Origin of the sequence: Magnetococcus sp. PR-3 (assembly GCF_036689865.1) — a bacterium.
GTDB lineage: Bacteria > Pseudomonadota > Magnetococcia > Magnetococcales > Magnetococcaceae > Magnetococcus.
Genome location: NZ_JBAHUQ010000051.1, coordinates 1 through 14111 on the forward strand (window position 1 = coordinate 1; position 14111 = coordinate 14111).

Here is a 14111-nt window from a genome sequence, read left to right on the forward strand (position 1 = left end):
TTCTTCGGTCTCTTCTACAACGGCGGCTGTTTCCGCTGTAGCTGGGCCAGGATCTGCAGTTGTGGGGGTCGGCAGATCGGTGTCAGGGGCAGTGGCTTCAGCGGGGTCGGCTTCGCTATCAATGGTCTCGGTCTCGGGCAGGTCAAATTGCAAACCAGCCTGAGACTCAACACCAGCAACAGGGGGTTCAATGGCGAAATCGTCTCCATCACTGCCCTCTTCACCGGCCTCTTCAGACTCACCTTGGGTCGGAGCTTCGTTGTCGGAGGACTCTACCTCAGACCCGCCTGTCTCTACCGCGCCTGTTTCGGAATCTTCCGTGACTGCTTCGTCGGGCATGACCCGGCTGCCCATTTGGATCATGGACATACCTTGAAGATCTTCCGCTTGGTTGCGGTTACCATCCTGGCCTTGTTGCTGTTCGGCAGAAAGGTCAACATTGTCATCATTCTGGAGGACGGTCATGTCATCCAGATTCTGTCGCGCCTCTTCACCGTCGTCAGCAGCTTCCTGAACATCACTGTTGTTGGAAGTATCTTCAGCCATTGGTATTTCCCCTAGTTATGCAAACCAGATGATGGCGACCCCCAAGGTTTCCATCTCTGGTGTAAGCAATTTTCTCAACCAAAAAACACATAGTCATGCATGCACGTCTAATACGTTCCTGCAAAACTCTGCCAATAGAATTTATCAGCTCTAAACATTTTACATTATTCTTATGCTGGTATGCATCTGTAATCTCTGTGTAACGGCTTGGTATAAAAGTGAAAAGAGACAAGAGAGCGCATAGATTTGAAGGAAAGTATCATTAAGTCTCGGAAAATAAACAAAAAACAGATAAAACAACATTAGGTATGCGTAAAGTTACATATTTTGAAAGATAACCTGCAACTTTTTTAAAAGTCTGAAATATTCGTGATATAGAGTGATACAAAATGACAGATTAGAAGAGTAGAATATGAAATATATAAAGCATGAAAATAGAAATACAATATAAATTAATTATTCTGGTACAAGAAAGGAAAAAAGTAGGTGGTGGGAATTTTGTGCCTTTTTTTAAATGTAAACGATTTTTACATACTTGTAACAGGAAATGGGAATGCTTGGTTAGTAACATGAGAAAAGAGGAATACCTAAAAAAATCTCCTGTATTTCAAGGTATAAAACGATGTAACACTTATTGAGTAAAAGATGCATATGACAAGCAGTGATCATATCTATGATTATGGAATATAAGGGTAATCTTGAATATAACAGGTATCGTATGTAAATAAATCGGTGTATCTAGGGAAAATCTCATGGAGATCAGAGGCGGGTTTGCATAAAAGAACTATTTTTACAAGAATATGGTATTAGCATGGTATTATATAAAGCGTTGCGATGTGCCGATAGAAAAGGATGATGGAGAAAGTTGCTAGGTTGTGGGATCTAGAACAAGGACGTGTTCTAAAAAATTGAAAGGTAGTTTGAAGGTGTTGTTTAGGGCATGGCTTATGAGTGGTGTCGTACTGTTTATTTTAGGGATAGGTATATGGTGGGGCAAGTTACCGCAAGAAGAATCTTCAAAATCTCGTTTTATGCGTCCTGATTTGGGTGATTGTCATCTCTATGGCAACCATATGAATGAACGTAACACCAAAAGAGAAGAATAGGTTACACTGGATTTGCGGCAAAAGTGTAAGGTTTGGATGGCTTTTCCTTTAGGAATGGAGAGCAGATATTCTCATGAAGGATAAGGCAGGCATGGAGTGCAAATATGAAGACCATAACTAAACATCCCGATTTTCATACAGGTCTCGAAGAGGTTGATCTGCAGCACGCCTTTTTTATCGATTTAATAGAGCGTCTGACCCCTGCGCTGGAAAACAGTCATGACCTAACCCGGCAAGTTCGTTTGTTGGAAGAGGTGCAGCTGTTTGCCGCTTTCCATTTTCATTCAGAAGAGAATCTCTACATGGAGCATGGGTTGGATGAAAATCATCTTGCACATCACCAAAAACGTCATGGTGAATTGTTAGGTGCGCTTAACCACTATATTTTTCAGCTGCAACAAGGGCAAGAAAGTGTAGAGAGTATCCTATTGGTGCTGGGTGATTGGTTTAGTTATCATGCTGTAGAAGAAGATGGCTTTGCGGTTGATCGTATTGTGGCACAAAAACAGAGTGAATCTCAGCAGGTGCAAAGTGCCATGCAGGTGTTGGAACTAAAATGCTTTGAAAGTGAAGATCCCTTTGGATAATAGGGTATAATACTTGTATCGAAGAACGATATAAGCATAGTGTATTTTCTATATTTTAGTCACATATCCTGCGTAAGCCCCTCTCTCTCTACTGCTGCTTAGCCGTTCATACCGAACTCTTAAGTGGGGGGATGGCTGGGTTCCTGCGGGCCATTTCATGTCATAAGGTGTGTCATATGAATGAGGGTAGCGTGTTCCACGTGATCTCCTCCCTATCTTTAGTTACTGACTGAGTAGTTCTTGTAGATCTCTTAAGTGGGGGGCTTGGCTGGGTTCCTGTGGCCAAATAAATGTCACACGCAGTTGAGCTTGGTTTTGCCCATCGAGTAAAGGGGCGCATGTGGGATTTTGCTCAGAGAGTTTAGAGTGCGGTAGTACACCACCCCCTATACCCAGTTCCGCCCAGTTTTCAACAGAAGCGTAGTCCAAAGCGTGGCCAGGATAGAGCGGAAGCGTCACACCCTGGTTAGCAAAAAGGCTTTTAATAACTTCAGACAGACCACAACCTTGGGTCAGGATCATAGGTTCACGCGCCGCATCGACCAAAGGCCAGTGTTCAAGTTGGGGTGGAGGATCACTCTCAAGACAACGGGGTAGATAGTACAGTGGCTCTTGATAAGCGGGCGTTTGGGTATAGTGAGAAGGAAACTGCCCATGAGGGGCGACACCAAGATCAATGCTGGCCTCTTGCAGGCGGCTGTGTAGATCTTGGATAAAGCACTGTTTAAAGAAGATCTGCACATCGGGGTGGCTGGCCCGATAAGGGGCCAGGGATGTTTCCAGTTGTGCCATATCAACCACTGGAGAGAGCCCAATACGCAGTAATTTATGGGCGGGGTCATGCCATGCTGTGGCACTGGCCCGCAACTCCTCAACAGCGCGTAGAGATTCTTCAATCAACGGCAACATATGTTGACCAAAACGGGTAAGATCTACCTGACGGGTTGTACGTTTAAAAAGTGCCCCCCCTAAAGCATCTTCCAGTTGGCTGATACCATTGGAGAGGGTTGGTTGGGTCACACAACAGATCTGAGCAGCTCCGCTAAATGATAGGGTTTGGGCCAAGACCCTGGCAAAGCGCAAATGGTTAAGGTTAATCATGGTTGTTGTGCTCCGGCCAATAGCTTTGGTGAAATATCATTGGATTGATGAGATATAGCCTGCAAAAAAGCAACAAGATCATCAATGGTCGTTGGTGCAAGTGTACGGTTGAGTTGTAGTTTGCCCATAAGCCAAACCGCCTCTTTTAGGGTTGGTACGGATCCATTATGGAAGTAGGGTGCAGTGTGGGCGACGTTACGAAGGGAAGGCACCCGCCAACGTCCATGACCCTTTCCGAGATCCTGATCCAATCTATATTTTGTAAGCAGCTCTGTATGTTTATGGATGGGGAACCGGCGGTAGACACCAAAGGGTTTAACCAGCCCAGCGGCACTAAAGGTTGGATCTCGGTGGCAATTACGACAGCCGAGCTTTTTAAAGTGATTCATTCCACGCTTTTGTGCTGCTGTAAGTGCCTGCTTATCACCCCGAACATAGCGATCATAAGCGGTATTAGCCTGTACCAAGGTTCGTTCAAAAGTGGCAAGGGCTTTAAGTAAGTTTGGTGCATTGAGTGCATCGGGTTGTTTAAAGGCCTCATCAAAAGCTTGGGGGTATCCCTCGATCTCTTTTATCCGCTTAACCACCTGCTCTAGGGAGTCCATACCCATCTCGTCTGGATGAAGTAGTGGTCCCTGGGCTTGATCTTCTAAGGACGCTGCTCGTCCATCCCAGAACAAGCGAGAAAGATAGGCGCTGTTCCAAATACCCGGCGCGTTACGTCCTCCTAAGGCACCCCCTATGCCTTGAGAACGCTGTTGGCCATCATCACCACCATTGGCAAGATCATGACAACTTACACAGGCAATGGTGCCATCTTTTGATAGGGCAGAATCATAAAAAAGCCGCTGCCCTAACGCCTCTTTAACCCTATTGGTGGGGTTATCCATAGGGTGAGGGGGGGATAAGGGCAGGGCTACCCAGGGGCCAGCACCTCCAGGACCGGTGGGCTGCACAGGTTCCACCGTTGTTCTTTGAGGCTGACCCCACTGGGAAAAGTGATCCAGATTGTCGATAAGTAGATTCATCAGAGCCGCTTTAAAACTCAAAGCTACAAGGCCTAATCCAATCGCACCCGCTAACCATATACCACGGGTTGGTTTCCAATTTCGGCTCAGCTCTCGGCTTAAATGCCAGAGAATAAACAGCCCTAGGATGGCGACCAACCAGAGTATGGTAGTTACTGGATTAGAAAATAGAGGCATGAGAGGCTCCTTAATCATCTATTTAGGCTGCAAAACCTATTTTTCGGAAGACCCAATAGGTTGGGCAAAAACCGGTTAAACCAGCAAAACTAACCAAGCCCGCAAGGATCAGTAATAGCCAATGGACCATTTGAAATCCTGTTAGATAGATCCCTGTCCATAGCAGCAGGGCGACTGTAAGAAAAAGCATGCGTTGAGCCGTCATGGGGTCACTCCATCGTTGGTGAATGTGTCTTGATAGATATGCTAACCAATAGAAATAAATATGATAAATTTCTTTTTCCCATAACATTTATAAAGATCTTCAATAAATGTATGAGCATGACATGTGGTGCTCGCACACTGCACGTATGGGACAGAAGGCAGGCAACAGAGTGGCGTCTTACAGATTTAAAAACAGATAAATGGTGATGCGTAGATCGTGTGTGAGTAGCCGATGGCGCAAACCAAAGGGCGATGGCCCAAGGTGAACAATCAACGTCCTTTCATGCCTGTAAGGGGTGTAGTAGCTAGGGGTTTGGTTCTTTTTGTTGATAGGCGGATAGGGGGTTTGTCTGCTGACGATATTTCATCGTAGAGATTTTTAAATTTCACGATGAGATCAACTGTGTTAAGCAGATGGGTCGTGGGATATGATTGGATTTTAATGGGGTAACGTTTATGAAAATCTACCCCTTACCAGCAGGGTTATGGGTTGTCGTTTGTGCGTCTGCTTAGAGCCATTCGGAGCGGCTCTTGCGGGGTCGCCATGTCTGCATATACTCAACCGTTTTATGGATATTACTTGCCCCCCTACTCTCGTAAGGGAGGCGGTAGAGGGCACTCTTCCACTTTATGCGTAGGGCCATCCACATATCACGCAAGTTTCGAGCGTAATTCTTTAAAGCATGTTCTGCTTCTACACTCTCTCTATCCACTCCGTCTCTTATTCTAAAGATCTAGCGGTTCAAGAAGGCAATCAGCCTGGATCAAACTGAGTAGCATGCACAGCTACGACGATTGAGTCGTTTATGCCATTTCTCCTGTGTCTGATTTCTGACTCTAGCCCGTGACAATTAAGATTCAACAGGCGTCATGAAGGCTCATCGTTATTGATAACTTCCCCGCCCCTAATAGGTAGCAGATTTGAGACAAACGACCACCTTCTTCCAATCCACCAAAGAAAGTTCCTGCAAAAGCAGATAAACCACTCCACATTTCAGGACTATAGGACGATAATGTTATAAGAATCACACTCTCTCTCATTTAGGCCATTCATGCGCAACCGAGCACTACCAGAAGGTTTTGAGCTAGGGAACTACCAGATCCAAATGGAACTGGCCAGGAGCGCCTATGCCATCGTCTATCTGGCTTTTCATGCCAGTGGGCCGGTCGTGATTAAGGAGTTCATGCCGCAAATTCCGGTACATAGGGGTCCAGATGGGCAGATCTCTGTAAGCCCGGCCTATCAGGCGCCATTTGATACTTTCCGGCAACGCTTCCGCTATGAGGTTCAACTTCTGGCGCATTTAAAACATGCTGCCATCCGCCCTTTGCTGGATCATTTTGATACCCTGGGTAGCAGTTATATGGTGCTCCGCTATGTACAGGGGGAAAACCTTGAACAGCTGGCCCATCGCCGTTCCCTGATCGAGTGGGAGATCCATCAATTACTGGATCCAATCTGTAGTGCGCTGAACATGTTGCATGAGCTGGGGCAGTCTCACCTTAATCTCCACCCCAGCAGTATCCTGCTACAAACCAATGGCCAACCTATTTTAACCAATTTTGGTTCCGCATGGTCACTGGGTAGTTTGGAACGGGGTGAAGCCCACTATAACTTTGACCGCGGCTATAGCTCCTTAGAGCTGCACCACGGTAAGAACATTGGGCCTGCCAGTGATCTGTACACCCTTGGGGCTACCCTCTACCGATTGATTACCGCTGAACCACCGGTGAACAGTGTGGTGCGCTATCTCTACCGTAAAGATCATGGCGAAGACCCCTACCGTCCCCTACATCTGCGGTTTGTTGAGCACTACAGTAAACCTTTGCTGGCCGCCATTGATGCTGCCCTAATTCTGGATGTTGAAGACCGACCTCAGGATATTAAACAATGGTTGGCAACCTATGGCTTGGACCAGACAGATAGCACACTCAAACCACCGCATACCAAAATCATTGAAGGGGACCAACGGTATCGGCAAGAGCACTACGATGAGGCTCAGTTAGCCTATATGGAGGCCGCTCGTGCAGGATCAGGCTTTGCCCACCGTGCCATTGCAGATCTAAGACTACGCACCAATAGCCAACAGAGCCGGGAAGCCGCTAAAGCCGCGCTGTTTTCCGGTTCAGGCTATGGGGATCTAGAAGCAACACTACAACTGGCCAAGCTGTTAAAAACCAACCCAGAGCTGCGTGCGCGGGGCATGACACCCGCCATTTTTTATAAACAGGCCGCGCAACAGGGCCATAGCAAGGCGATGTACCGCTTTGCACTGGAAAAATTTATTCAGGCCAATAGTGAAGAGATCGCCAGCCGCGCTGTGGAACAGGGTATCTCTTGGTTATGGCGCTCGGCGCATGCCGGTTTTGATGAAGCACAGTGGGCACTGGCTCAGGATCTGGATGCCGACTTAATTCCCTGTAAAGAGGAAGAACATGCCCTTGTATGGTTACGCTACGCCGCACACCAGGGGTGGGTTGATGCCCAACTACAGCTCGCCAAGTGGTGCCTGGAAGGCCACGCTCCGCTAACTGAACCCAACCCTTTGGCAGCCTACTACTGGTATTTGGCGGCTGCAGAAGCTGGGGATGAAGAGGCTCAACTAGAATTAGCGCAAATGTTTATGGATGGGCGGGGTATTAAACGCAACGCCAAAGAAGCCTACCGCTGGCGGGAGAGCGCGGCTTTAAAAGGATGTACCGAGGCCCACTATCTCATGGCTGTTCAAATGCGCAGTGGTAACGGTACCCAAAAAAACCTCAAGGCTGCCCGCACCATGTTAGAAACATTGGCATTTGGTGGACACGGCTTGGCCCAAAAACTTCTGGCACTTATGATGGCACGGGGTGAGGGGGGAACGCGCCATCCTTTACATGCCCGACATTGGTATAAAGAAGCCGCCAAACAGGGGGTTAAAGGTGCTCAGGAAGCCCTGGATAAACTGCATAAGCCGCCACGTAAAAAAACAACGTCCACCCGCAGCAAACCCCATGCCCGCCGAAAGCAGACAGCAGGATAGCTTTGCTTGGTCCAGCAGTCATGCCATACTAACCTCACTTTATTCTCCTAACGACCATTGGGAAGATTATGTCCCCAGCCCCCTTTGCTGACATTGCACAAGCCCTACAACAAAAACAGTTTAAAGGGGCGCTACAACTCGCCAAAAAGCAGCTTAATAAACCAGGGCCCTACCCTTTTTCATTATTGCAGATGGCGGCACAGGCAGCCATGCAGCTTAACGATGAAAAGAAGGCTGAGTACTATTGGCGAATGGCAATTACCTGTTCAGATCAACAGGGCGAAGCCTTGGTCGGTTTAGGGGAGTTATTGGAAAAACAGCAGCGCTTTGCCGAAGCACATATGGCGTTTCGTACCGCGTTGGGGCTGAACCCCAATCTGGCCACCGCTCACCATGGTGCTGGCCGATTATTGGAGGCCAATGGGCAACTGAACATTGCAGGCCAAGCTTATCATAAAACCCTGGAGCTGCAGCCCGGTTTACACAGTGCCCGCTTTCGCCTGGGGCGCCTGCAACAACGATTGGGCGAGTATGCGGCAGCACAACAGGCTTATACAGTCCTGTTAAACCACCACCCGACCTTCCATATGGCCCGTTTTCATCTGGCCGAAGTACAGCAACGCACAGGTGCCTTGCAAGCTGCCGAGCAGAACTATCGACAGGTTATTCAAGATAAACCTGATTTTCCTGAGGCCCATAACCAGCTGGCTAATTTGTTCAACAATCAGCAACAGTATGCCCAAGCCATAACCCACTATCAGGCCGCCATTGATCTACGACCTGATGTTGCCCTGTTCCATTATAATCTGGGTTATGTCTATTTTTTGCAGAACCAGCATGCCAAGGCTGCCGATTATTATGCTGAGGCGGTGCGCATAAACCCTAAGCTTGGTGGTGCCCTGGGTAGTTTGATCCTCTGTGATATGATGCTCTGTCGCTGGGACCGTTTGGATCACAACATCGCCTTGGTCAAACAACTGCTTACACAAGAGGCCCCCCAACAGGATCCCGCGTTGGTGCCCTTTATCACCACCTATCTCCCTGAGATTGACGCCCAACTACAACGACGCGCCGCACAGCAATTTACCCAGGCAAGTTATGGGGGCATTATCGCAAGCCCTCCGCTGGTAGACCCCCAAACAGACCAACAAGGCGATCGTCTACGGATTGGTTATCTCTCCGCAGATTTTCGTAACCATGCCATCTCCCGCCTCTGCATTGGGGTGTTGGAACAGCATAACCGCAGTCAGTTTGAGATCCACGCCTTTGCCATTGGCCCGGATACCGATGATGCCATGCGTCAACGGGTCAAACAGACTGTGGATCAGTTTCATTGTATTGGGCCCCTGGATGATGCCTCAGCAGCACGCGCTATTGCCGAGCAACACGTAGATATACTGGTGGATATGATGGGCTATACCACCCATGCACGCCCTGGTATTTTGGCCTACCGACCGGCCCCCTTACAGGTGAGTTGGCTGGGTTACCCTGGGGGCATGGGGCATCAACGGCTTGCGGACTATCTGGTTGGAGATCCCATTAATACCCCTGCTGAAGAGGCCCATCTACACGCCGAACAGCTGGCCATTATGCCCCACTGCTATCAACCCAACCCCAGGGAGATGGCCTGTGACCCGACACCCACGCGATCCCAAGCAGGCTTACCACCGCAAGGCATTGTTTTTGGGAGTTTTAACCAAAGCTATAAAATCACCCCAACCATTGTAGCTACCTGGAGTGCATTGCTGACATCGGTGCCGGATTCCGTATTATGGCTGTTGGACCATAACCTGCCGGAGGCCATTACCAACCTCCATGCCTGCTTTGCGCACCATAACATTGCCAAACACCGTGTTATTTTTGCACCCAGAGTACCAATGGCGGCCCATATGGGGCGTCTACCCCTGGTGGATGTTGCCCTGGATACCTTCCCCTACGGATCCCATACCACCGGCAGTGATACACTATGGAGTGGTGTACCCCTGGTAGTTTGGCAGGGGGATACCTTTGCCTCCCGCGTCTCTAGTTGTTTGGCCACAAATATGGGGATGACAGAGTTAATTACCCACGATCAAGAGAGCTATTTGGCGTTAGCCAGAACATTAGCCAACGATCCTTCACGCCGTGCCTCCATTCGCCAACGACTCTTAGCAGCACGGGATCAGACCCCGCTCTATAATTCCCCACTTTTCACTCATCACCTGGAAAATCTGTATCAACGCATGTGGGGGAATCACCGCCAGGGTCTTCATCAACTCATTCAAGGTTAATCAACCGACCTCCATGCACATAGAGGGTTCTAGCCAAGTCTCGTATCTGTTAATCCCACCTGGGCTTACCGATCAAAAAGTCCTAACGCAAATCAAGATAAGCCTCAGAAGCCAAACCCCTTTCTGCACTCCCCACATGCAAGATTATGTCAGTTTATGACTGTTACATTTCAAAGAATCATAAGATACCGACTACCTAGCTCAACTATAATTTCCCTTTATTTTACTGTACTCTAAAGGTCGTTACAAAAATCCTGCAAAAGCCTGCGCTTTGTTATGTTACGTTATTAATTGTGAAACTCTGACATCTCACAAGACACTAAAATCTTATTGGGCTTTTTTTTCAAACCGTTTTCAAGGGCTTCTTAAGCCGGTTTTTTTCGAATGTTAAGTTTTCTGATCATACAGGCGATGAGAATAGAGAGGGGGGCCTCACTCAAATAAGAGAGAGAGGCGATCAACCAGCGAGGCGGAAGGTGAATAGATACTGGAGCATCCTGGCAGCGATGATGGGTAGTTTGACTGTGGTCACCGCCCCAGTACATGCCCAACAGGCGCAAACCGAGCCTAAAACCAGTGCGGCTTCAACCACCATACGGTTGAAAAGCTCCAACCCTGCACCCAATGTCAACCGGGCCAACCCCATGGAGGAGTTTATTGTTGAGGTAGAACCCTCTATCTCCAACGTGGTAACCGGTGGTGCCAGCCCTATTTTGATCTTAATACCCAACTCAGCCAAGGGGATTGCACCACTCATCCAAAATGTCACACCTCCGGTCAATGAGGATGATCTAACCCCAGCAACCGTGCCGCCACCTGTGACCGATGGAAAAAGCCAGCTCGCAACGCCACAGTCGACGTTTGATATTAAACAGATTCAAGGCACCATCCCCGGCATACCAGAAGGGTGGTGGGATAATGCCATTATCCGCCTGCTCACTGCCGCCAAGAGACGCTACAAGGGACTGGATTATAAACTGAACCTTCAGGCGGAAACAGGAAAGACCTTTGATACAGACAACGATCAGATCAGTAATGTCAGGCTGACTTTTAACATTCCCTTGATGGATCGTACGATGTCCCGCACGCGCAAAGAAGAGAGACAAGCGTTCATCGAACAAGGGACATCCATGATCCGTGAGGCTAAAAACCTCTCCCAAATGACCATTTTACGGGAACGTAACATCCAATTTTTAGTAAGCCATTATCAAAGTCGTCCCAGTCGGGAAATGTTTAAGATGGTGACGGCAGAGCAAGATCGGCTGGTAAAAAGTCGGCAACGCTCATGGGAGCTTAAGATTCTGTTTGATCAATTGGTTCGCTAACGCGAACCCACATTCAACCGGATATCTAAGCGCAGCACCCCCTGGCTGGGGTTCTTCGATTTTGGATCTCCTGACCGATCAAGGTTAAGGATCAGGTTATGGGAATAGGTCATATACAAGCCTCTGCTCTTTTTGCCGTGCTGCTTTGCTTGCACAGCCCCATTGTATGGGCAGATGCCCCAACAAACCATGCTTTCATTCCCCAATGGTCCAGCGATCCATTTGGCGCACTCCCCCTATCCGGTGAAGAAGCCACACCTGCGGTCAAAGCGCCAGTCCCCCCCCAAGCGACCCATGACAAGCCAGCCCTTTTATCGACACAACAAAGACCAGCTCCACAGGCTATGCGGCGTAGGGTGGCAGAAACGTCGGTAACAGCTATCAAGGCAGAACCCAAACACCTTGTACAGTCAGCAACCACAGAGGTTGATGTCCAGCCTAAACGCACCGTGGAGACAGCAGCCACAGAGGTTGATGTCAAACCTAAGCGCGCTGTGCAGACAGAAACCATCGAAGTTAATCGCACACCTGTGAGCCCTGTAGATCTAGGCTCGCTTGTAGAAACCCTAAAACCCTATGGCTATACGCTACGGACACAACCACAGCGTTATGCCCACCCGCCTAAGCGACGGGCAACGGCTCTTTCCAACTCTGTGATTGAAGAACAGTCCTTACCTACCGAAGCAAGCCAGCAAGCATCCATATCTTCACAGACGGTTGTGCCATCTGAGGTCTATCTGCCGCCTTCAGAACCCCTTAAAACCGCACAACTTTCTGAAAAAAAACTGCGTGAACCCAAACCTCAACAGACGATGGTGCCACCGGCCCCTCCCCGCAGCCATCAACCTGAACTAGAAAAACAGACCGCAGCTGTTACCCCTGCTGCTCAGAGAACATCCAATCGCAAAGTGGATCTACCCCTTCATCTAAAAGGCATAACCACACCACATGATACGGAGCGTACTGGGCCAGCCTTAACCCCGGAGCCCATACCAAACGCGACGGATCAGGCACAAGAGCCATGGGTACCCAAAGAGGAGTCCCTGTTTCATCCTTTGCTCATGCTCTTCCTCTTTCTCACCGGGATCTTATTCTTATTTGGGCGTGGGTTGCATGCACTCATGGCGTACTATCCAGAGATGATGGAAAGGGGTAAACGGATCTGGATACGTATGATCGAGGTCTGGGACCGTTTGTATTGGACAGATGAGCAAGATGAACTGGCAGAAGCCATTCCACCCCATGAACCTAAGAATAAACCTGCCTACCCTAATCGGCAGCCCCCTCGCTTTATTCGTCGCGCCATGCAGCAACGCTGGGCTTCGGTTATTGAGGAAGAGAAAACACTGCATGACCAACAAGAGCCTGATCATTGTGATCTAAAGCGCCAAGAAGAACAGGGGGAACCAGGCCCTGCTGTGGTCGCCAACGAAGAACCCATATCCGAACCACCACAAGTCGCCTGTTTAGAACCCCTCGACCAACCAACACCCGAACCAAACACGGCCCCTTTACTGCTCTCAGCCCACCAGCGCCAGGAGCTCGAAGCCCTACCCTTGCCACCCCCCCCTTGTGGCTCAACCACAGATCAAACAACACCAGCCACCGCGACCACCCCCTTTATACCGTTAAACCCAGGGGTGGAGAGTATTGCCAACCATTTTTCAGCCCAAGATCAGACCATGGGCATTACACCACTGGTGGTTGTCGGCATGGGCGGTGCGGGCAAAACACAGCTGGTGAACCATTATGTACACCAAAATGCCCACCAGTTTAGCCATGTTTGGTGGATTGAAGGGTGTGACAGCCAAGGCTGTTTACAGGGGTTAATTAAGCTGGAAGAAAAATTGGATGCCAGTTTTGCTAATCAGGAAACCGCGCAACCGGCGGGCTTAGCCCTCCAATCGAATCAGGATATGAGTGATCAGGAGAGACTACAAACCATTGCCAACCGTGTGATCCAGCGTTTGATTAGCCGCCACGACTGGCTCTTGGTAATCGATAACGTTAGCCACCCGAGCATGCTCGAGCCTATACTGAGTCAACTTCGCCACCACCACCTACTTATCACTTCACGATATATGGATTGGTCCGGCTGGGCTGCGACATTGGACCTACATCTACCTGAAGCGGAATCCTGCGCCCAGTGGTTACAAGAACGGACCGGCAAACAGGATGGTGAAGCGGCCAACCGCTTGGTTTCCCGTGTTGGCTGCCTTCCTTTAGCCCTGGAGCAGTTAGCGATCTTTACACAAAAAGCCAAACTCTCCTTGCAGGCTGCATTAGCCTATTTGGACCGCTATGGTATTACGGTATTGGAGAAGGGCCTTCTACCCAGCAGTTATTACCCCAACCCCATTACCACCACATGGCAACGTACGCTTGATCGGATAAAAGGGGAAAATCCCCTGGCTCGGACACTGTTGGATTTTATCGTCCTGCTGCCAGATAATCAGCTACGCCGAGACCTGTTACCCAAACAAGCGGCCCTATTACCCAACCCTTTAACCAAACAGGTTGATGATGCTTTGGCGATGCTGGAAGCCTGGGAACTGCTTGATCATTATGCTTTAATTGACTTGCAGGTTGACCGTATTGAACTGCACCCCATGGTAAAAGCCAGTATACGAAACAGCATGTCCCCCACCCGCCGTAAACACTGGACACCCAGGGCCATACAACTACACCGCATGAACCAACCCCAGAGCAACCGCCAGGTGCTACCCTACCGTTTGGTTCAGGAGTAA

8 protein-coding genes and 1 pseudogene are annotated in these 14111 nt (G+C 49.1%); 5 read left to right on the forward strand and 4 right to left on the reverse strand.

What is annotated here, in order from left to right:
* Positions 1-546: pseudogene (locus V5T57_RS19765) on the reverse strand (hypothetical protein); the annotation flags it as partial.
* 1210 nt (positions 547-1756) lie between these two features.
* On the opposite strand from V5T57_RS19765, the gene V5T57_RS19770 reads away from it, so the two are divergent.
* Positions 1757-2239 (forward strand): bacteriohemerythrin, encoded by a 483-nt coding sequence (locus V5T57_RS19770; RefSeq protein WP_332892993.1) that lies wholly within the window; start codon positions 1757-1759, stop codon positions 2237-2239.
* A 222-nt stretch (positions 2240-2461) separates the two neighbouring features.
* Here V5T57_RS19770 and V5T57_RS19775 read toward each other — a convergent pair whose 3' ends face one another.
* From V5T57_RS19775 to V5T57_RS19785, 3 genes are read right to left on the reverse strand one after another with little or no spacing between them, the layout of a single operon-like run.
* Positions 2462-3340 (reverse strand): LysR family transcriptional regulator, encoded by an 879-nt coding sequence (locus V5T57_RS19775; protein WP_332892994.1) that lies wholly within the window; start codon positions 3338-3340, stop codon positions 2462-2464.
* Positions 3337-4545, reverse strand: coding sequence for a cytochrome-c peroxidase (locus V5T57_RS19780; protein ID WP_332892995.1), 1209 nt, complete (start codon positions 4543-4545; stop codon positions 3337-3339). Before V5T57_RS19780 ends, V5T57_RS19775 begins: the two co-directional genes overlap by 4 nt.
* Before the next feature lie 22 nt (positions 4546-4567).
* Positions 4568-4750: a hypothetical protein gene (locus V5T57_RS19785; RefSeq protein ID WP_332892996.1), complete on the reverse strand. Its 183-nt coding sequence runs from the start codon at positions 4748-4750 to the stop codon at positions 4568-4570.
* A 1051-nt stretch (positions 4751-5801) separates the two neighbouring features.
* Between V5T57_RS19785 and V5T57_RS19790 the strand changes: the two genes are divergently transcribed.
* From V5T57_RS19790 to V5T57_RS19805, 4 genes are all read left to right on the forward strand, one after another.
* Positions 5802-7769, forward strand: a complete 1968-nt coding sequence (locus V5T57_RS19790) for a protein kinase domain-containing protein (RefSeq protein ID WP_332892997.1) — start codon at positions 5802-5804, stop codon at positions 7767-7769.
* 68 nt (positions 7770-7837) lie between these two features.
* On the forward strand, positions 7838-10039 hold the full coding sequence (locus V5T57_RS19795; RefSeq protein WP_332892998.1) for a tetratricopeptide repeat protein: 2202 nt from the start codon (positions 7838-7840) through the stop codon (positions 10037-10039).
* 476 nt (positions 10040-10515) lie between these two features.
* Positions 10516-11364 (forward strand): hypothetical protein, encoded by an 849-nt coding sequence (locus V5T57_RS19800; protein ID WP_332892999.1) that lies wholly within the window; start codon positions 10516-10518, stop codon positions 11362-11364.
* A 98-nt stretch (positions 11365-11462) separates the two neighbouring features.
* Complete coding sequence (locus V5T57_RS19805) at positions 11463-14111, forward strand: NB-ARC domain-containing protein (RefSeq protein ID WP_332893000.1); 2649 nt, start codon at positions 11463-11465, stop codon at positions 14109-14111.